Origin of the sequence: Pseudomonas thivervalensis (assembly GCF_001269655.1) — a bacterium.
GTDB lineage: Bacteria > Pseudomonadota > Gammaproteobacteria > Pseudomonadales > Pseudomonadaceae > Aquipseudomonas > Aquipseudomonas thivervalensis.
Genome location: NZ_LHVE01000004.1, coordinates 189291 through 207482, shown reverse-complemented (window position 1 = coordinate 207482; position 18192 = coordinate 189291). Strand labels below are relative to the sequence as shown.

At 60.3% G+C, this 18192-nt stretch carries 18 protein-coding genes; 9 read left to right on the top strand and 9 right to left on the bottom strand.

Translation table 11 applies throughout. The features are described from left to right. Window positions 1-75: 75 nt before the first annotated feature. Window positions 76-609, bottom strand: a complete 534-nt coding sequence (locus AD659_RS05715; RefSeq protein ID WP_053119146.1) for a gluconokinase — start codon at window positions 607-609, stop codon at window positions 76-78. Between the two features lie 216 nt (window positions 610-825). Between AD659_RS05715 and gntR the strand changes: the two genes are divergently transcribed. From gntR to AD659_RS05700, 3 genes are all read left to right on the top strand, one after another. Continuing rightward, a complete protein-coding gene (gene gntR / locus AD659_RS05710) occupies window positions 826-1857 on the top strand; it encodes an HTH-type transcriptional regulator GntR (RefSeq protein WP_053119144.1) in 1032 nt (343 codons plus the stop codon). Window positions 1858-2018: 161 nt separating this feature from the next. After that, the gene (locus AD659_RS05705; protein ID WP_053119143.1) at window positions 2019-2573 is read left to right on the top strand and encodes a hypothetical protein; all 555 of its coding nucleotides are present in this window, start codon (window positions 2019-2021) and stop codon (window positions 2571-2573) included. Window positions 2574-2865: 292 nt separating this feature from the next. Then, on the top strand, window positions 2866-3288 hold the full coding sequence (locus AD659_RS05700) for a GNAT family N-acetyltransferase (RefSeq protein ID WP_053119141.1): 423 nt from the start codon (window positions 2866-2868) through the stop codon (window positions 3286-3288). Window positions 3289-3415: 127 nt separating this feature from the next. Here AD659_RS05700 and def read toward each other — a convergent pair whose 3' ends face one another. Next, window positions 3416-3955 carry a peptide deformylase gene (gene def, locus AD659_RS05695; protein WP_053119139.1) on the bottom strand — a complete coding sequence of 180 codons (540 nt, stop codon included), beginning with the start codon at window positions 3953-3955 and terminating at the stop codon, window positions 3416-3418. Next, complete coding sequence (locus AD659_RS05690; RefSeq protein WP_053119137.1) at window positions 3952-4902, bottom strand: YihY/virulence factor BrkB family protein; 951 nt, start codon at window positions 4900-4902, stop codon at window positions 3952-3954. The genes def and AD659_RS05690 overlap by 4 nt, the downstream gene beginning before the upstream one ends. Window positions 4903-5148: 246 nt before the next feature. On the opposite strand from AD659_RS05690, the gene AD659_RS05685 reads away from it, so the two are divergent. The 3 genes from AD659_RS05685 to AD659_RS05675 all read left to right on the top strand — a co-directional run bounded on the left by AD659_RS05685 (window position 5149) and on the right by AD659_RS05675 (window position 8068). Further along, a complete protein-coding gene (locus AD659_RS05685) occupies window positions 5149-5526 on the top strand; it encodes a hypothetical protein (RefSeq protein ID WP_014336935.1) in 378 nt (125 codons plus the stop codon). Between the two features lie 415 nt (window positions 5527-5941). Next, entirely contained in the window at window positions 5942-7840 is a 1899-nt protein-coding gene (locus AD659_RS05680; RefSeq protein ID WP_053119135.1) for an MAC/perforin domain-containing protein, read from the top strand. A 27-nt stretch (window positions 7841-7867) separates the two neighbouring features. Beyond that, window positions 7868-8068 (top strand): hypothetical protein, encoded by a 201-nt coding sequence (locus AD659_RS05675; protein WP_053119133.1) that lies wholly within the window; start codon window positions 7868-7870, stop codon window positions 8066-8068. Window positions 8069-8217: 149 nt separating this feature from the next. Here the strand turns inward: AD659_RS05675 and fadD1 are convergent, their stop codons facing one another. Together fadD1 and fadD2 are read right to left on the bottom strand one after the other, a co-directional pair. Beyond that, window positions 8218-9909, bottom strand: a complete 1692-nt coding sequence (gene fadD1, locus AD659_RS05670) for a long-chain-fatty-acid--CoA ligase FadD1 (RefSeq protein WP_053119131.1) — start codon at window positions 9907-9909, stop codon at window positions 8218-8220. Between the two features lie 368 nt (window positions 9910-10277). Beyond that, the gene (fadD2, locus tag AD659_RS05665) at window positions 10278-11966 is read right to left on the bottom strand and encodes a long-chain-fatty-acid--CoA ligase FadD2 (protein ID WP_053119129.1); all 1689 of its coding nucleotides are present in this window, start codon (window positions 11964-11966) and stop codon (window positions 10278-10280) included. Window positions 11967-12179: 213 nt separating this feature from the next. Between fadD2 and AD659_RS05660 the strand changes: the two genes are divergently transcribed. Together AD659_RS05660 and AD659_RS05655 are read left to right on the top strand one after the other, a co-directional pair. Continuing rightward, a complete protein-coding gene (locus AD659_RS05660; RefSeq protein ID WP_053119127.1) occupies window positions 12180-13124 on the top strand; it encodes an alpha/beta hydrolase in 945 nt (314 codons plus the stop codon). Between the two features lie 40 nt (window positions 13125-13164). After that, on the top strand, window positions 13165-13635 hold the full coding sequence (locus AD659_RS05655; protein ID WP_014336929.1) for a MaoC family dehydratase: 471 nt from the start codon (window positions 13165-13167) through the stop codon (window positions 13633-13635). Window positions 13636-13821: 186 nt separating this feature from the next. Here AD659_RS05655 and AD659_RS05650 read toward each other — a convergent pair whose 3' ends face one another. The 4 genes from AD659_RS05650 to AD659_RS05635 all read right to left on the bottom strand — a co-directional run bounded on the left by AD659_RS05650 (window position 13822) and on the right by AD659_RS05635 (window position 17743). After that, window positions 13822-14685, bottom strand: coding sequence for an efflux RND transporter periplasmic adaptor subunit (locus AD659_RS05650; RefSeq protein ID WP_053119125.1), 864 nt, complete (start codon window positions 14683-14685; stop codon window positions 13822-13824). A 9-nt stretch (window positions 14686-14694) separates the two neighbouring features. Further along, the gene (locus AD659_RS05645) at window positions 14695-14901 is read right to left on the bottom strand and encodes a DUF1656 domain-containing protein (RefSeq protein WP_053119123.1); all 207 of its coding nucleotides are present in this window, start codon (window positions 14899-14901) and stop codon (window positions 14695-14697) included. Beyond that, window positions 14888-16888: an FUSC family protein gene (locus tag AD659_RS05640; RefSeq protein ID WP_053119121.1), complete on the bottom strand. Its 2001-nt coding sequence runs from the start codon at window positions 16886-16888 to the stop codon at window positions 14888-14890. Before AD659_RS05640 ends, AD659_RS05645 begins: the two co-directional genes overlap by 14 nt. Window positions 16889-17275: 387 nt before the next feature. After that, window positions 17276-17743 carry a PA2169 family four-helix-bundle protein gene (locus AD659_RS05635; RefSeq protein WP_053119119.1) on the bottom strand — a complete coding sequence of 156 codons (468 nt, stop codon included), beginning with the start codon at window positions 17741-17743 and terminating at the stop codon, window positions 17276-17278. A gap of 206 nt (window positions 17744-17949) precedes the next feature. Between AD659_RS05635 and AD659_RS05630 the strand changes: the two genes are divergently transcribed. Continuing rightward, a complete protein-coding gene (locus tag AD659_RS05630; protein ID WP_053119117.1) occupies window positions 17950-18186 on the top strand; it encodes a DUF3820 family protein in 237 nt (78 codons plus the stop codon). The last annotated feature ends 6 nt before the right edge of the window (window positions 18187-18192 follow it).

The window sequence follows — 18192 nt, the reverse complement described above, 5'->3', positions numbered from 1 at the left end:
TTGTTGTTGTTATTGAAGCAGTTATTTATGGGCCGTCGGGACAGCGCTATCTTTCTGACGCAAATTTTTTGCAACTCAGCTGGCAAGCTTCAAGCCGTGGGCTACCCACCAGACGTAAGCCTGGCGTGCCAGTTCGTCGATGCTGTGGCTGGACGCGTCCAGAGCCAGGGTCAGGGGCTCGCCGACAGGGGATTCAAGGGTGGCGAACTGGCTGTCGATCAGGGTCGACGGCATGAAATGGCCGGGACGATGGGAAACACGGTCGGCGGCCACTTCTGGGGTCAATTCAAGGAATACGAAGCCCAGGCCGGGCAAGGCACTGCGCAAACGCTCGCGATAACTGTGCTTGAGGGCCGAGCAGGTCAGCACCGGGCGCTCGCCCGTGGCGTCGACACGGCGCAACTCATCGCACAGGCTGTCGAGCCAGCCGGCACGGTCGTCGTCGTTCAAGGGAATACCGGCGCTCATCTTCTGGATGTTGGCCGCGGGGTGGAACGTGTCGCCTTCGATGGCGGTGGCGCCGCTCAACTGGCACAAGGCCTGGCTGACGCAGGTTTTGCCGCAACCGGCAACGCCCATGATGACCAGGGCGGTGATGGGATTGTTCATGTAACACCTCAGCGCGCAGACAGCGCTACCTTTGCCAGTTATGACACCGCAGCAAAAGCAGAAGTTGCCGACGCCTTCTTGTCATTTTTGTGGTTGCAGCATGTTCGTTCACAACGCCAACGGATGGGGGATCAGGCAACCCCCGTTCACGCATTTGCAGCGGCGTCGAGACAGCGCTACCTTAGTACCTTGATTTTTGTTTGGCAAGCCACCCTGATGACCGTCCCTAAAAACGATAAGAATACTCGCACCACCGGTCGCCCCACGCTCAACGAAGTCGCACGCCTGGCCGGTGTCAGCCCCATCACCGCCTCCCGTGCCCTGCGCGGCGTCAGCACCGTCGCCTCGGATCTGGTGGAAAAGGTCCGCCAGGCCGCCGTGGAGCTCAACTACGTCGTCAATCCTGCCGCCCGCGCCCTGGCTTCGGCCCAGAGCCATTCGGTGGTGGTGCTGGTGCCGTCGTTGTCCAACCTGTTGTTCATCGACACCCTGGAAGCCATTCATCGGGTGCTGCGACCCAAGGGCTTCGAAGTGGTGATCGGCAACTACCACTACTCCCGGGACGAGGAAGAAGACCTGTTGCGCAACTACATGGCCTATCAGCCACGGGGGTTGCTGCTGACCGGTTTCGACCGCACCGAAAGTGCCCGGCGCATGATCGAGGCCAGCAACATTCCCTGCGTGTACATGATGGAGCTGGACCCCGGCGCCGGGCTCAACTGCGTCGGTTTTTCCCAGCTCAAGGCTGGCGAAACGGCGGCCGAACACTTGATTTCCAAAGGGCGCAAGCGCCTGGCCTACATCGGCGCGCAACTGGACCAACGCACCCTGCTGCGCGGCGAAGGCTTTCGCCGCGCCCTGCAGAAAGCCGGTTTGTATGACCCGGACCTGGAACTGCTGACCCCGCGTCCATCGTCGGTGGGCCTGGGTGGCGAATTGTTCCTGCAATTGCTCGACAGCCACCCGGATGTCGATGCGATTTTCTTCGGTAACGACGACCTGGCCCACGGCGCCTTGTTCGAGGCCCTGCGCTGCGGCATCAAGATCCCCGAGCAGGTCTCGGTCCTGGGCTTCAACGACCTGCCCGCCTCGGCCCACATGGTGCCGCGCCTGAGCAGTATCAGCACCCCACGGGAAGCCATTGGCCGCCGCGCAGCCGAACAGATGCTGACGCTGATGGCCGGCAACCGCATCGCCCAGCCGGTGGTGGACATGGGCTTTGAGCTCAAGGTGCGCGAAAGCACCTGAGCGGCTCCGGCACGAGGCGGTCGATCCATGCCGACGAACGGCAAGGATTGGCCGCCCCGCTCGCCGCAAGCCTGTCCAAAGCCCTTGGAATAAGGGCCTGGCGGTGGCGGCATGGGAATTGCTCCTGCCCATCGCTCAGCCATTACCTGCAGGTGCTCATCATGTTGGTCAGTGCAAAACAGCAAGCGATGATCTTGTCGCTCAAACGTCCGGGCGAAGATCCCACCGCCGAAGCCGCCAGCGGCCTGCAAAGCGCCGCGTTGCAGGCGTTGCGCGATAACGTCCAGGCCCAGGCCAGCCAGGGCAGTGCCCAGGTCCAGGACTCCTTCACCCGACAAGCCACGCAGCAGGTCAACGCCGCCACCGCCATCAGCGACAAGGTGGACGAGGCGTTCGCCAAGACGCGCGTGCACTTGCAGACCGTTGCTTCGTCAGCGTCCGAAGAAACCACGACGCTTGGCGGCTCCGCGACGGCAGAATTCAAGGACTACATGAGCAAGACGCCCGAAGAGCGCCTGCGCGACAGCATTCTTGAAGAGATGGGCATTACCCAGGAAGAGTTGGAGGCGATGCCGCCCGAGAAGCAGATGGCCGTCAGCCAAGAGATCGCCCAGCGCATGCAGGACAAAGCGGCGATGGCACAAGTGGAAAAGGCCCAGGAAAGCCGCACAGGCGACAAAGCCTCGGCCACGGACATGTTTCTCGCCTCGCTTTGAGCTTCGGCACCTAGCGAAGGGGTTGAGTTGGGGGTAACCGCCCCAGCTCAACCTGAGGCTCACCGAGACGATAGCGGTTCAATGACCGAACAGATTCACCTTCTTGGCCTTCTTGTCGGCACGCTTTTCATCAGCGCTCTTCGCCGGTTTTTTCTTTGCCGCTTTTTTTGAATCCATGCCTTTGGCCATGATACGTACTCCACTCATACGGGATGTGCAGTCAGGTATACACCTATCGCCGCACCTGCGTTCTTTTATAATCGCCTCCCCCTTCTACGCCACGACCCCTGCCATGTCCGACATCCATTACACGCAGCTCGAAGAGCCACTGTGGCCGCTGATGAACAAGTTTTACCGCGCCCACCAATCGTCGATGAAAGCGGTGCGTGACGCCCAGTTGTGGGTAGCAAGGCGCGATGAGATCGTCGCCGCCCTGTGCCTGCGGTCCGTGTCGGGCGGGCGTTGGTTGACCGGGTTGTTCGTCGACCCGGCGTGCCGCGTACAGGGCATCGCCGCGCGATTGATCGCCGAGGCGGTGAAAGGCGTGGATGAGCCGGTGTGGCTGTTCTGCCATCCGGACTTGCGCGGTTTTTATGAGCGACGCGGTTTCAGCTTCGACCCTGAACTGCCCTATGCCATGGCCGAACGCCTGAGCCGGTATGCCCGCAGCAAGCCGATGATTGCGATGGGGTTGGAACCCAAAATACTTTCTTGAGGCCAATGCAATCCATTGTGGGAGCGAGCCTGTTCGCGATTGCGGTTTTACATCCAGCAGAGGAGTTGGCTGATACACCGCTATCGCGAGCAGGCTCGCTCCCACAGGGGGGTATGTCGATCATGAGTTAATCGTCGGCCGTCGGGTCCAGGTCCGGGAACATCACTTCGGTAAAGCCGAACTTGCTGAAATCGGTGATGCGCGACGGGTACAAGCGCCCGATCAGGTGATCGCATTCATGCTGCACCACCCGCGCATGAAAGCCCGATGCGTAACGCACGATCGGCTCGCCCTTGGGATCGAAACCTTCATAGCGGATGTGCTGGTAGCGATCCACCGCACCGCGCAGGCCCGGCACCGACAGGCAACCTTCGAAGCCCTCTTCCATCTGTGGGCCCAATGGGGTGATCAGTGGATTGATCAGGATGGTCTGGGGCACCGCCTCGGCGTCGGGGTAACGGTCGCTGTGCTCGAAGCCGAAGATCACCAATTGCAGATCCACGCCGATCTGCGGCGCGGCCAGGCCGACACCACCAACACTTTCCATGGTCTGGAACATGTCGTCGATCAACTGCCACAACTCGGGACTGTCGAACATTTCTTCAGGCACCGGCGCAGCGATGCGCAGCAGGCGTTCGTCGCCCATTTTCAGGATTTCACGGATCATGGTCGGGCTTCGTCAGGGTGGGTATGGGGGATGGAATGGTCGCGGCCCAGGCCCGACACATGCTGTTTTTCGTGCTCGCCCGGGTTCTTTTCACCTGGGTTCTTGCCCTCGGCGGACATGTGCTCGATCACTGCATTCATCTCCGCACCAAGCAACAGCACCGCCGCGGAAATATAGAAATACAGCAACAACACGATGATCGCGCCGATGCTGCCATACATGGCGTTGTAGTTGGCAAAGGTCTTGACGTAGAACGCGAAGCCCAGGGAGGCAATGATCCACACCACCACCGCCAACACCGACCCCGGGGTGATGAAGCGAAACTCCTGCTTGACGTCAGGCATCACGTAATAGATCAGCGCCACGGCCACCATCAGCAAGAACACGATCACTGGCCAGCGCACGATCGTCCAGAGCGTGACAATGAACTCCTCCAAACCGACCTGGGCCGCGATCCAGCCCATCACCTGCGGCCCGAGCACCATCAGCGCCGCAGCGGCCAGCAGCATGCCGGCGATGCCGACCGTGTAGAAGATCGACAGCGGAAAGCGCTTCCAGGCCGGCCGGCCTTCCACCACGTCGTAGGCGGCGTTCATCGCGCTCATCATCAGCCGCACGCCCGCCGACGCGGTCCACAAGGCAATGACGATACCCACTGACAACAAGCCGCCCTTGGATTGCTGGAGCTGGTCGATCACCGGGTTGACCTGCTCCAGGGCCTGGGGCGGCAGCACCAGTTCCGATTGCAGGCGCAGCCAGGAGAAGAAGTCCGGCAGGTGCAGGAAGCCGATCAACGCGATCAGAAAGAGAATGAACGGGAACAGCGAAAACAACATCTGGTAGGCCAATGCCGAGGCGTAAGTCGACATCTCGTCGTCGAGAAACTCGGTCACGGTGCGCATCATCACACGATGCAAGGGCAAGCCTTTCAAGGCCGGGAACATCATGTGCGTCTCCTTTCGCCGCAAAAAAAGGTGGTCGCTGGGCGACTCGGGGCTGTTATCACGACAAAGTAGCCTGTTTGACGACGTTGGATCAATTTCGTCTTTTCATGCCTGACGCTGAGTTGACCGGCGATTGCCAAGCCAAGTTTCATCGTTCGTACAGGCGGGGCTTTATGTTTGCCCGGCAACCACCGAGAATGTCCCACGTATTCGGGCCGCGGCCTGAAGCTCCAACCCCGTAGGAACGTTATGAAACTCGATAAAAAACAGGCCATCGCCCGCAGGAACCAGGAACTGGGTGGCGCCGTACTGGGCGTCAACAACTGCCACTTCAGCGAATTGAACCGCAACCGCAACATCTTCTGGTTCAATATCCCAGTGGCGCGCCTGGCCATCGGTCAGTACGAATGGATCCACCTGCTGCTGCACACGCCGGCCACCGATGAGCTGCTGCACCTGAAGGTGCCGACCGTGTTCCTGCGCGAGAAAATGGAAGGCCTGGAAGTGCGCAACCAGGGCAAGCGCAAGGCCGCCTTGAGCCTGGAACTGAGCGCCGACAAGGACTCCTACCTGCAGGACATGCGGCCGGGTGGCACCCATCTGGATTTTGCGCAGTTCAGGTTGTAACCCCAAGCTCATGCCGTGGGGAAGCTGTTGTCGCGAGTAACCCGAATAAAAACCTTGCACTGACTAATGTCGATCAGTTAAGCCCTATCGCAGAGCTTTGAGCGCAAGAAATCAAAATCCGATGCCTGGACAGGCATCGGATTTTTTTATGCGTCACGCCTGGGCACTGGAACCGCCCCCCATCAAGCAGTCCCTTGAACAACCCTGCCCAGCGACGCGCTCCTCGCCTCGGTGATACAGCGCTGCGGCTCGCTCATTTCTCATCGTTGAGACTGATACCGAACTGATACCGAGCTGATACCGCCGTGGCCTGTCGCCATGAGCGCCTGCGACTCATATTGGCGCTACCCGATAAGGCCAAGGCCAAACTGCATAACGCAACTTCCTATCAACAATTATTGGGCAGGAGCAAACCATGAATGACGAAACGGACATGACAAGTGTCATCCAGGCCGCGGACTTCAATAAGCTCAACGGCGATCTCGGCTATGGTCGAAACCGCCTCAGCGCAGCCCGCGCACCGGATGAACGCGTATTTGACCCGGCATCCGGCACCGGCATCAATCGTCACACGGATACACGACGCGAAGATTACTCTTCGTTCTTCAGATCGATTCTGGACTATCGCCACACAACAAAGGCTGAATTCAATTCGACGGCCAGCTACGGTGAGTTCTCTGCAGAATTTCACCTCAACTTTGAAAAGAAATATACCTCCCATCAAGACAACACGGCCGCCGTGCGAATCCTGCGCCTCGTCTTCGGCGGCGCGAAGCTCGATGCGGTCTCGGCCGCAGCGCTCTCGCCCAAGTTCATCGAAGAAGCCGCCCGACTGCCGATGACGTTCAATCACGAGCAGGCGCATAAGTTCTATAGGTTCTTCGACATGTTCGGGACCGACGTGGTGACTTCAATCACGCTGGGCGGAAACCTGTACTTCCAGGCCCTGGTACAAAAATCCAAAGTGACGGAACTCGAAAAGATCAAGGTCGAACTGGAGGCCGAGTACGGCCTCTTCTTCACAGCCGACGGTTCGATCGATGATACGGTCGAGCGCAAGCAATACATGGAGAGCCGCGACGCCTCGGTCACCACCGAGGGCGGCGACAATGACATCTTCTCCGGCGTCATCTTCACGAAACCGAAGAAATATGACGACAAGACGAACCAATGGGTCGCTTCCGTCGGGAAAAAACCGGTTGTCGTCGGGCGGGAATTCAAGCCTGTTCACGCCTTCATTGCCGACGACAAGCGACGCATCGCGGCACAGACAGCCATGGATCACTACATGGGCCGCTATCTGAGCGTCCATTCGACCTGGGGCTACAGCAGCCTCACCGTCGGCAACATGACGCAGCGAGAGCTGGCGGCCGGTGCCGTCGGTACGCCCGGCATCAAGGTGCGCGTGATTGATCGCAAGACATTGCAGGGACGGGAAGAGTATTTCGCGGCCCCCGCCATCGGTAGCGCCGTATCCGATATCAATCAGTTCTGGAGTGCCTTCAAGTCCGGTGTCGAATCCATGGGGCTAGAACAGGCCATCGTACTGCTGGCGACGGAATTCTGGCCGCGGGAAAGCCGCTATAGCCCGCCGGATCACATCATCGCTTTCCTGAAAAACAAATGCGGCGGCTCGGAGGCGACACTGCATCGCTGGCGCGATGATTCCCTTCGCTGCGTGCCGTGTCCCTATGCCGGCGTCAGCTACGGGCTGATCGGCTACGGCAGCGGCACCTCCTATGACAAGGGTGGGGATGTCTACGTGATCGGTTTCGGCGATCCGGAGCGGACGCTGCGACCAGAGCTTGAGATCTTCGCTGACCTCTACACCACTGAAGACGGTACGGCGAAGTTCACGTGCAACGACATCTTCAAGGGGGAAGCCATCCCCTTCCTGAAGTTCCGCAGCCAGCATTGGAACACCTGGCAGATTGCCGTCGATCCCCATGTCCCGGAGCGCATCACCCTGGAAGACGATAGCGCGGGAGATGCCGCCAAGGCGCTGTGGTACGCGCAGCCGGCGGGAGCAAAATACGGCATGCACCCCTTTTACCTGATCAACGCCCAGACCTGCGGCGTCCTGCAATGGGACAGCGGCGGCGCGGCCCAGGAAAAGGAAGCCGTGCTGCGGCCTTTCGTGCCCAATCTCGACATCAATCTGTGGGACCTGCGCTATCCCTTCATTTTGTGCCTGTCCTACCAGCCGGATTGGGACCTGCGAGCCTTTGGAGATCGACGCGTGAAAGTGGCGTCGTACCGTGGCCGGGACACGGAACTGCGCTGGTCACCCAGTAACGTCAGTCGTGTGCTCTAACCCCCCCTACTTGAAAGGAGTATTGAAATGCCTAAGGGATATCAGTCGTTCCTGCAGAAATCGACCCGCACCACCTACTGCAGCAAGGAGAAATTTGCCAATCACGACCTCTCTGCAATATGGGTCGCCGCGGCGTTGAAGCACTTTGGTATCGAGGCATCGGACACCAAGGACTACAAATACCCGCTCGACAGCCAGCCGGCCCGAGCCAAGATCTGGCCGGCCTGACCGCAGACGTTCCAGGTACCGTGAAGGAAGGAGCCGGTCAGCCACTTCGCCGACGGATGGGGATGTAAAAACCGGCTCTGCGTAGCTAATGCCAGTCAGCTTGACGGACTGGCATTAGCCACCTTTTGCAGGGCTTGCGGGCAACATCCTTACTTCTTCAGACCCAACTTCCTGAGTTCTTCATCACGCAACTCACGGCGCAGGATCTTGCCCACGTTGGTGGTCGGCAGCGCGTCGCGGAACTCCACGGCCTTGGGCACCTTGTAGCCGGTGACGTTGGCACGCATGTGTTCCATCACCTGTTCCTTGGTCAACGTGACACCCGGCCGTGCGACGATGAAAATCTTGATCGCCTCGCCAGACTTCTCGTCCGGGATACCAATGGCCGCGCATTGCAGCACGCCCGGCAGGGTTGCCAGCACATCCTCCAGTTCGTTGGGGTACACGTTGAAACCGGAGATCAGGATCATGTCTTTCTTGCGATCGACAATGCGCATGTAGCCGTCCGGCTGGATCAGCGCAATGTCACCGGTCTTGAGCCAGCCTTCGCTGTCGAGGATCTCGTCGGTGGCTTCCTGGCGCTGCCAGTAGCCCTTCATGACCTGCGGACCTTTCACGCACAACTCGCCGATTTCGCCCAAGGGCTGTTCGACGCCCGCGTCATTGATCACCTTGCACAGTGTCGACGGCACGGGAATGCCGATGGTACCGACCTGGATGTTCTGGATCGGGTTGACCGTGGCCACCGGGCTGGTTTCGGTCATGCCGTAGCCTTCGCAGATCGGGCAACCGGTCACCGCTTTCCAGCGCTCGGCTGCTGCGAGTTGCAGGGCCATGCCGCCGGACAGGGTGACTTTCAGCGCCGAGAAGTCCAGCTTGCGGAAGGCTTCGTTGTTGCACAGAGCCACGAACAGCGTATTGAGGCCGACGAAACCGCTGAACTTCCACTTCGACAGTTCCTTGACCATCGCCGAGAGGTCGCGCGGGTTGCTGATCAGGATGTTGTGGTTGCCGATCAGCATCATCGCCATGCAATGAAAGGTGAAGGCATAGATGTGGTACAGCGGCAGTGGCGTGATCAGCACCTCGCAACCCTCATTGAGGTTGGAGCCCATCAGCGCCTTGCACTGCAGCATGTTCGCCACCAGGTTGCGGTGGCTGAGCATCGCGCCCTTGGCCACGCCGGTGGTGCCACCGGTGTATTGCAGCACCGCCACATCGTCGCTGGTGGGGTTGGCTTCGCTCACGGGTTGACCGTGGCCTTTGCTCAACACGTCGTTGAACTTGATGGCCTTGGGCAAGTGGTAGGCCGGGACCATCTTCTTGACGTACTTGATCACGCTGTTGATCAACAGGCGCTTGAGCGGCGGCAGCAGGTCGGCGACTTCGGTGACAATGACGTGCTTGACGCCCGTCTTCGGCACCACGGTTTCGGCCAGGTGCGCCATGTTCGCCAGGCACACCAGCGCCTTGGCGCCGGAGTCGTTGAATTGGTGTTCCATTTCCCGCGCGGTGTACAACGGGTTGGTGTTGACCACGATCAGCCCGGCACGGATCGCACCGAACACGGCCACCGGATACTGGAGAACGTTGGGCAACTGCACGGCGATTCGATCGCCCGGCTGTAAATCGGTATGCTGTTGCAGGTACGCGGCAAACGCCCCGGACAACTCGTAGAGCTCACCGTAGGTGATCGTCTTGCCGAGGTTGCTGAATGCCGGCTTGTTGGCAAAGCGTTGGCAGGACTGCTTCAACACCGCCTGAATATTCGGATACTCGTCTGGATTGATGTCGGCAGCAATCCCAGCTGGGTACTTATCCTTCCAAAAGTCTTCGATCATGGAAGCCCACTCCTCAGCAACGCGAATTCTCACCGCATTTGATGCGATTATTATTGGTGTGTGTTTATTGGTGAATCTGGCTTGAATCAAGGCCGAGAAGTCACAAAAGCGCGCCGAGAGTAGCAGCTTTGCCGAGGGTCGCCTAGAGCCAAAAACAACCCCCACAGTCATAAACATGACTCATGACTATCCAGTAGTCATTTTTAGAGTAAAAATTCCAAACCCAACTGAATCGCCCTGGATACACAAAAAAATGTGGGAGCGATCTTGCTCGCGATAGCGGTGTATCAGCCCACATCTCTGGCACTGATAGACCGTTATCGCGAGCAAGCTCGCTCCCACAAGGGTTCTACTGGGGCGCTCTGGCCTCAGGCGATATCCCGCAATTCCCGCCGCAGGATCTTGCCCACCGGTGTCATCGGCAACGATTCCCGCAACACGATGTGCTTGGGAATCTTATAGCCGGTGAAGTTCTCCTTGCAGTAGGCCTTGAGCTCTTCAAGGCTGACCCCGGCTTCCCGCGCCACCACGAACAGCTTCACCGCCTCTCCCGAACGCTCGTCCGGCACGCCGATTACCGCGCAGTTGGCCACCTTGGGGTGGGCCATCACCACGTCTTCGATTTCGTTGGGGTATACGTTGAAACCCGAGACGATGATCATGTCTTTCTTGCGATCGACGATGCGCACGAAACCGTCCGGGTCGATCACCGCGATATCGCCGGACTTGAACCAGCCGTCGCTGTCCAGCACTTCGGCCGTGGCCTCGGGTTTGTTCCAATAGCCCTTCATGATCTGCGGGCCCTTGATGCACAGCTCGCCACGCTCGCCCAGGGGCTGCTCGACGCCATCGTCGTTGACCACTTTCATCAACGTGCCGGGCACCGGCATTCCCACCGTGCCCAGCCGGGATTTGCCGCCATAAGGATTGGCACTCGCCACCGGCGAAGTTTCGGTCAGGCCATACCCTTCGGTAATGCCGCAACCGGTGATCTGCTGCCAGCGCTCGGCGGTGGCCTTGATCAGCGCGGTGCCGCCGGAATTGGTGACCTTGAGGTGGGAAAAATCCAGGGTCTTGAAGTCTGGATGGTCCATCAGCGCCACGAACAGCGTGTTGAGCCCCAGCAGCAACGAGAAACGCCAGTTCTTCAATTCCTTGATGAAGCCACCGATGTCCCGCGGATTGGTGATCAGCACGTTGTGGTTGCCGGTCACCATCATGCACATGCAGTTCGCCGTGAACGCATAGATATGGTACAGCGGCAGTGGCGCGATCATGACTTCCTGGCCTTCGCGCAACAGTGGCTGGCCGTCATCGCCGAGCTGCCCCAGGCACGCCCGGGCCTGTTGCATGTTGGCCACCAGGTTGCCGTGGGTCAGCATCGCGCCCTTCGCCAACCCGGTGGTGCCGCCGGTGTATTGCAGCACGGCGATGTCATCGAGGCTGACTTTCAACGGCTTGATGCCCTGGCCACGCCCCAGACGCAAGGCGCTCTTGAAGGCAATGGCCTGGGGCAGCGAATAGTCCGGGACCATTTTCTTGACCTTGCTCACCATCGTGTTGACCAGCCAGCCCTTGGCGGTGGGCATCAGGTCGCCCATCTTCGCTTCGATCAGGTATTGCAGGTCCGTATCGGGCAACACCTCCTGGACTTTCTGCCCGAACATGTTCAGGTACACCAGCGCCCGGGCGCCAGAGTCCTTGAACTGATGGCGCATTTCCCGCGGGGTGTACAGCGGGTTGGTGTTGACCACGACCAGCCCGGCGCGCAAGGCACCGAACACAGCGATCGGGTACTGCAGGACGTTGGGCATCTGCACCGCGATACGATCGCCCGGCGCCAGGTCGGTATGGGCTTGCAGGTAACCGGCGAAGGCCGCGCTGTGGCGCTCGAGCTCGGCATACGTGAGGGTCACTCCCATGTTGCTGAACGCCGGGCGGTCGGCGAATTTCTTGCAGGAACGCTCGAACACCTCGACCACCGACTTGTAGGCCCCGAGGTCGACATCCAAGGGCACGCCGGCCGGGCGTTTGTCATTCCAGAAATCAGGCTGCATTGTTTTTGTCCTCTTTACCTGAGCATATCCGGGCCGCGTCTGTATCGCTTGCAGAGGCGGAGCTCCTGGGACACTAGCAGCTATGGCGAATCAGGCAAATATGGCAACCTGCGTCATAGATTGTGTGAATCTTCTTGCCATGACGCAGGCTGATCAGGCGAGACGCAACGGATGCGCTATACAATGCTGCGACGCTGCACAAAAGGAATCGCCATGATCCACCAAACGTTCTGGCTGACCGCGACCGACCACAGCCGCCTGTTCGTCAACCAGTGGCTGCCCGAAACCGCTCCGGTGGCGGTGGTCATGCTGGCCCATGGCATGGCCGAACACAGCGGCCGCTACGCCCGCCTGGCCCAGGCGCTGTGCGATGAAGGCTACGGTGTCTACGCGATGGACCTGCGCGGCCATGGCAAGACCGGCGAGGAAGCGATTCTCGGTCACTTCGCCGACGAGGACGGCTGGGCCAAGGTCGTGGGCGACCTGGCCAGCCTCAACCATCACATCGGCCAACAGCATCCCGATACGCCCATCATTCTGCTGGGCCACAGCATGGGCAGCTATCTCGCCCAGGGTTACCTGCTGCATCACAGCGCCAGTCTGCACGGGGCGATTCTCAGCGGTTCGAACTTCCAGCCGGTGGCGCTCTACCGCAGCGCTCGCCTGATCGCCCGCTTCGAACGTCGACGCCAGGGTGCCGCGGGACGCAGCGCCTTGATCGAATGGCTGTCGTTCGGCAGCTTCAACAAGAAATTCAAACCAACCCGTACCCCCTTCGACTGGCTCAGCCGTGACCCGGTCGAAGTCGATAAATATGTCCACGACCCGCTGTGTGGCTTTCGCTGCACCAATCAACTGTGGGTCGACCTGCTCGGCGGCTTGCAGCAAATCAGCAAAGCGTCCAATCTCGCCCAGATCGATCCGGGCCTGCCCCTGCTGGTGATCGGTGGCGAATGTGATCCGGTGAGTGACGGCAAGCGTCTGAAGGATCTGGCCGACGCCCTGCGCGACGCCGGCAGCCAACACCTGCAATTGACGATCTACCCGCAGGCTCGGCACGAATTGTTCAATGAGACCAACCGCGATGAAGTGACCGCCGACGTGCTGGCCTGGATTGCCCAGGCCTTGAACCACAAACGGCCACCACGCAGCGAGTAGGCCTGCAACGTTTTTCTTTACTCCACAGGATCTGAAACAGATGACCCAGGTTACCAACACCCCTTACGAAGCCCTCGAGATCGGCCAGACCGCCAGCTACAGCAAGACCGTCGAAGAGCGTGACATCCAGCTGTTCGCGGCGATGTCGGGCGATCACAACCCGGTGCACCTGGACGCCGAATTCGCCGCGGCGAGCATGTTCAAGGAGCGCATCGCCCATGGCATGTTCAGCGGTGCGCTGATCAGTGCCGCGGTGGCGTGCGAGTTGCCTGGGCCGGGCACCATCTACATCGGCCAGCAGATGAGCTTCCAGAAACCGGTGAAAATCGGCGACACCCTGACCGTGCGCCTGGAAATCCTGGAAAAACTGCCAAAATTCCGCGTGCGTATCGCCACCCGCGTATTCAACCAGCGCGACGAGCTGGTGGTGGACGGCGAAGCCGAGATCCTCGCCCCGCGCAAGCAGCAGACCGTGACGTTGCCGACGTTGCCGGCGATCACCGTCGGTTGATTTCGAAGCGACACACCCTCTGTGGAGTGAATGAACTGTGGCGAGGGAGCTTGCTCCCGCTGGGGTGCGAAGCGCCCCAAAAAAAGCGCCTGCGTTGGATCTGATCAAACGCGGACGCTTTTTTTACGACGGCTTCGCCGCCGAGCGGGAGCAAGCTACCTCGCCACAGGGAATGCAGCGCGGCGGTTATTGCGGGCCTTCGCGCACCTGCACGCTCGCCGTCATCCCGGCGCTCAGGTTCACGCCCTCCGGCACCTTGTCCAACTTGATCCGCACCGGAATCCGCTGGGCCAGGCGTACCCAGTTGAAGGTCGGCTCGACCTCCGCCAGCAACTGCGCATCGGGGTTGGTGTTGCGGTCGGTAATGCCGCGGCTGATACTTTCGACATGGCCCTCCAGCGCATGGCCAGCACTCATCAGCCAGACTTTGACCGGGTCGCCCACACGAATCCTGGGCAATTTGGTCTCTTCGAAATAAGCCTGCACATAAAACGTCGAGTCATCGATCAGCGCCATGACCGGCTGCCCGGCATTCACGTAGTTGCCTTCGGCCAGGCGCAGGTTGGTGATGTGACCGCTGCGGGGGGCCAGGACCTGGCTGCGGGCGAGGTTGAGTTCGGCGACCTTGGCCTCGGCCTGGGCTTCGCGCAGTTCGCCGCGGGCGATGCCGGCGTTGATTTGGGCGTTTTCCCGCAATTCGGCACTGATGGCCTGGGGCCCCAGGGCGGCGCGGCGACTGGCCTCGTGTTCACGCAGACTCAACTGCTGCTGGCGTGTCTGGACCACGGCCCGGGCTTTCTCCAGCGCCGCCTCGAAACGCTCACGATCAATGCTCAACAGCAGATCGCCGGCCTTGACCTGCTGGTTATCCACCGCCTTTAGCTCGCGTACCCACCCCGACACGTCGGGTGCGATCACCACCACGTCGGCGCGGATCCGCGCATCGCGGGTCCAGGGCGTAAGCATGTAGTACTGCCACAGGTGAAACCCGGCGAAGATCGCCACGACCACCATGCACAGCGTGACGGCGACACGTACGGAAGTACGCATGTTCAACTCCTATAGCGGCCCGAGGACCACGGTAATAACAGTCAGGACACAGACATACAGGGCGCAGTCGAACAAGGCTTCATGCCAGATCCAGCGCCCGGCCGGCACCAGGCTGAGCAACAGGCGCAGCGCGCCGGTCACCAGCAAGGCCAGCACCACATAAATCAGGAACGGGCTGAGCAACACCCCACCCATCGACCACTCACGCAAGCCCATGGCTGTGCTCCCGTCGTTCAGGTTCGTGCTGGCGGCACCAGGCGCGCCAACTGTTTTGCAATTGCACCACCGCGCCCTGGGCCAACGTCAATGCGTCACTGGCCGGCTGGGCAGACAGCACGTTCAGGAACTCGGCGCTCGCCGAAGCCAGCGCATCGGCCTGGTCACCGGCCGGGCCGCGCTCGAGCACCTGTTCCAACGCTTCGAAATAACGGCGCTGCGCCCGGGTATCCGGCACTTGGGCGACGGCCAGGCTCAGGCGCAGATGCAACAATTCATCGCCAATGTCCAGGCCAAGCAGACCATCGTCCCAACGGCTGCGCGCCTGCACCGGCAGTTCGGGGTAATGCCGCGCCAACTGCAACAACCGGTCGGCCATGCGCCCGCCGAACCAGCTCTCGGCACCGCGCAGGCTGCGATGGGTCAGGCGCACCAAGTCGTGGAGGGTCGCGGCCAGCAGGCGACGGCTGTGCCAGGCCGGGTTGCGCAAGATCAGTAGATTGAAAGCCAGCACCGCCGCGCCCACGCCGATCATCATCGCCTGGGCGTTGTTGAAGAACGCCGCGACGTCGTATTTCATGGCATTGAGCGGCGAAATCAGCACCACGAAATGCAGGCAGAACGACGTCGCCGTGGCGAATATCTGCGGCTTGGCCATGCCCAATGCCCCGAAGAACAACGGCACGCCCATGGCCATGCACAGCATCGCGAAACTGCTCCATTGCGGGAGTATGAGCTCGCCGATCACGAACGCCGTCGGCACGGCCAAAAAGATGCCCCGCAGAAAACTCATGCCGATCTGCGCGCCGTTTTCGCGGCTGGCGAACAGGCTGCACACCACGCACGTCAGCACCAGCGCGCCCGACGCGGCAGGCCAGGCGGTCGCCAGCCAGAAACAGGCCACTGCCAGGAATGCCAGGGCGCTGCGAGCGCCAAAGACCATGGCCAGGGACAGATCGCGATGAGGCGTCAAGGTGCGAGGTGGATCCGCCGCTTCCCTGCCCTCCTGCACCGCCGTCAAGGCGGCGCAGGCGGCCAAGGCGGTATCGAGCAACAGGGCGAAACGCGCCAGGCAATAACTTTGCGCCGCGCTGAACTGCGGGTCGTGGGAGGCATCCCACACCCGGGGACGCAAGGCTTGCAGGGTCGCACTGTCGGCGTCGAGGGCTTGCTGCACCTCGTTCATCCACGGCTGGAGCGCCACCGTTTCCTCGGGATCGAGCTGTTTCCACTGCCGCCGCACCGAGCGTGAAAGACGCAACAGCATCAGCAATTTCTGGCTCAAGCCGCTGATGGCCCGGGCGCGCTGTCGGCCACGGCTGCCTTCGAACCAGGCATGTTCGCGCTGGGCATCCACCGCGACAATCCTGCCAAGGATTTCCAGCAACCCTTTACGGGCCTGGGCATCGCCGGCCAGGGTCGCACGGGCGGCCTGCATGCCGCTTTGCCAGGCAGCCAGGGCCTGACCGGCCAGTTGCCGCTCGACCCGCAAGGGCCAGAGCAAGGCACTGGCCGCCGTGGCGCAGACGATGCCCAGGCTGATCTCGGTGCAGCGCGCCACTGCCTGGTCGAACACCCCCAGCGGATGGGAAATGGCTGGCAGGGCAATGATCGCCACCGTGTAGCCAGCCAACACGAATGAATACGACCAGGCACTGCGCAGCAGCGTCGAACAGGCCGTGCACAGGCCCAGCCAGAGCGCCAAGGCCAGCAGGAACAACCAGGGCGCCTGGGCAAACAGGCCCATGAACACCACCGACATGACCGTGCCCACCAATGTACCGACCAATCGCGCCAAGCCCTTCTGCACCACCATCCCGGACAGTGGCTGGGCGACGATGATTGCGGTCATCAGCGCCCATGACGGTTGCTCCAGCCCCCAGCGCAACGCCAACCATAACGCCAGTCCACCGCCAAGCACGGTCTTGATGGCGAACTGCAAAGCGAGGCGGTCGGGGGCGAACAAGGCCTGGAAGGTAATGGGCACGCGGAAAACTCTTTGGGGGACGCCAGTAACGATAGATGCAATACGAGGAGATAGGCGATGCAATTATTAGCTAGCTACCTATTTGAGTCCAGAGTTGTTTGTCGCCCCGCCATGCGAAGGCTTTTTTTGGCGAGGGAGCTTGCTCCCGCCGGGCTCTGTAGGAGCTGGCGAAGCCTGCGATCTTTTGATCTTGATCTTTCGCTCTCGACTCAATTGTCAGTGGAAGATCGCAGCCTCGTTGCACTCGTCAGCTCCTACACAGCTCCTACACGCAGCCCAGCGGGAGCAAGCTCCCTCGCCACAACAGCGTTCACCTTCAATCTGAGTCGTCCCCCACAAAAAAACGCCAGGCGTGCTGGCGTTTTTTTTTCGGCGTTGGCTACGCGTTTAACTCCGGGCGCGCGCCTGGTTACGCAGCGCCTTGACCTGGTCATGGTTGCGTTGCACACCATGGTACTGGCGCTCAACCAGATCACGAATACCCACCAGGTTGTGCTTGGTGATTTTCTCAAGCGCTTCCTTGTAGGCCTTGAGCGCATGGTCTTCACCACGCTCGGCTTCGTTGAGCACCGCTTCTTCATCCTTGCCGGTGAACATGGCTTTCACGTCTACCCAGCGACGGTGCAGGTCACCGGAGACGCTGGTGGAGGTTTCCGGATCGCCACCCAAGGAGCGAACCGCTGCCTGCAGTTCGGCCGCGGCGGTTGCGCAATCGGCGGCACGTTGGACGAACAGCGACTTGAGTTCCGGATGCTTGATGTCTTCAGCGCAGGTCTTGAAGCCTTCCTGGCCATCCTTACTGGTCTCGATCAGGTCGTTCAAGACGGAGATGGATTCTTTGTTGATGTCAGTCATTTTTCAGTTCCTTTGCTGGTGAATAGAAAACCTGCAAGGGATATTGCATCGGCCATGCCAGCCATCCACATTAATAAAATCACTTTAAAATCAATAAGTTAATAACAATCCACAAATCTGTATCCGCGCTATTTGCATGATCTGTCATTTGGCCTGCATGCAGAATGCCTGTATTTTCGAGACAGTTTTGAATCAAGACAATTGCCATGAATCCGGAAAAGCTCGAATTGCTCGTCACACGTCAAATGCCCTTCGGTAAATACAAGGGCCGAATCCTCGCCGACCTGCCGGGTCAATACCTGAACTGGTTCGCTCGTGAGGGTTTCCCCAAGGGGGAACTGGGCGGTTTGCTGGCCTTGATGCAGGAAATCGACCACAACGGTTTGTCCGACCTGCTGGACCCGCTGCGCGCCAAACATGGCCTGCCCAAACCTCGCCATTGACTGACT

What these genes read in the sequence shown, in the direction of transcription:
- AD659_RS05630 (WP_053119117.1), top strand. Translation starts at nt 17,950, where the DNA reads ATGAATCCGGAAAAGCTCGAATTGCTCGTCACACGTCAAATGCCCTTC.
- AD659_RS05700 (WP_053119141.1), top strand. Translation starts at nt 2,866, where the DNA reads ATGTCCGACATCCATTACACGCAGCTCGAAGAGCCACTGTGGCCGCTG.
- AD659_RS05660 (WP_053119127.1), top strand. Translation starts at nt 12,180, where the DNA reads ATGATCCACCAAACGTTCTGGCTGACCGCGACCGACCACAGCCGCCTG.
- AD659_RS05715 (WP_053119146.1), bottom strand. Translation starts at nt 609, where the DNA reads ATGAACAATCCCATCACCGCCCTGGTCATCATGGGCGTTGCCGGTTGC.
- AD659_RS05680 (WP_053119135.1), top strand. Translation starts at nt 5,942, where the DNA reads ATGAATGACGAAACGGACATGACAAGTGTCATCCAGGCCGCGGACTTC.
- AD659_RS05685 (WP_014336935.1), top strand. Translation starts at nt 5,149, where the DNA reads ATGAAACTCGATAAAAAACAGGCCATCGCCCGCAGGAACCAGGAACTG.
- gntR (WP_053119144.1), top strand. Translation starts at nt 826, where the DNA reads ATGACCGTCCCTAAAAACGATAAGAATACTCGCACCACCGGTCGCCCC.
- AD659_RS05635 (WP_053119119.1), bottom strand. Translation starts at nt 17,743, where the DNA reads ATGACTGACATCAACAAAGAATCCATCTCCGTCTTGAACGACCTGATC.
- AD659_RS05690 (WP_053119137.1), bottom strand. Translation starts at nt 4,902, where the DNA reads ATGATGTTCCCGGCCTTGAAAGGCTTGCCCTTGCATCGTGTGATGATG.
- fadD1 (WP_053119131.1), bottom strand. Translation starts at nt 9,909, where the DNA reads ATGATCGAAGACTTTTGGAAGGATAAGTACCCAGCTGGGATTGCTGCC.
- AD659_RS05650 (WP_053119125.1), bottom strand. Translation starts at nt 14,685, where the DNA reads ATGCGTACTTCCGTACGTGTCGCCGTCACGCTGTGCATGGTGGTCGTG.
- AD659_RS05655 (WP_014336929.1), top strand. Translation starts at nt 13,165, where the DNA reads ATGACCCAGGTTACCAACACCCCTTACGAAGCCCTCGAGATCGGCCAG.
- AD659_RS05675 (WP_053119133.1), top strand. Translation starts at nt 7,868, where the DNA reads ATGCCTAAGGGATATCAGTCGTTCCTGCAGAAATCGACCCGCACCACC.
- AD659_RS05645 (WP_053119123.1), bottom strand. Translation starts at nt 14,901, where the DNA reads ATGGGCTTGCGTGAGTGGTCGATGGGTGGGGTGTTGCTCAGCCCGTTC.
- AD659_RS05705 (WP_053119143.1), top strand. Translation starts at nt 2,019, where the DNA reads ATGTTGGTCAGTGCAAAACAGCAAGCGATGATCTTGTCGCTCAAACGT.
- fadD2 (WP_053119129.1), bottom strand. Translation starts at nt 11,966, where the DNA reads ATGCAGCCTGATTTCTGGAATGACAAACGCCCGGCCGGCGTGCCCTTG.
- def (WP_053119139.1), bottom strand. Translation starts at nt 3,955, where the DNA reads ATGATCCGTGAAATCCTGAAAATGGGCGACGAACGCCTGCTGCGCATC.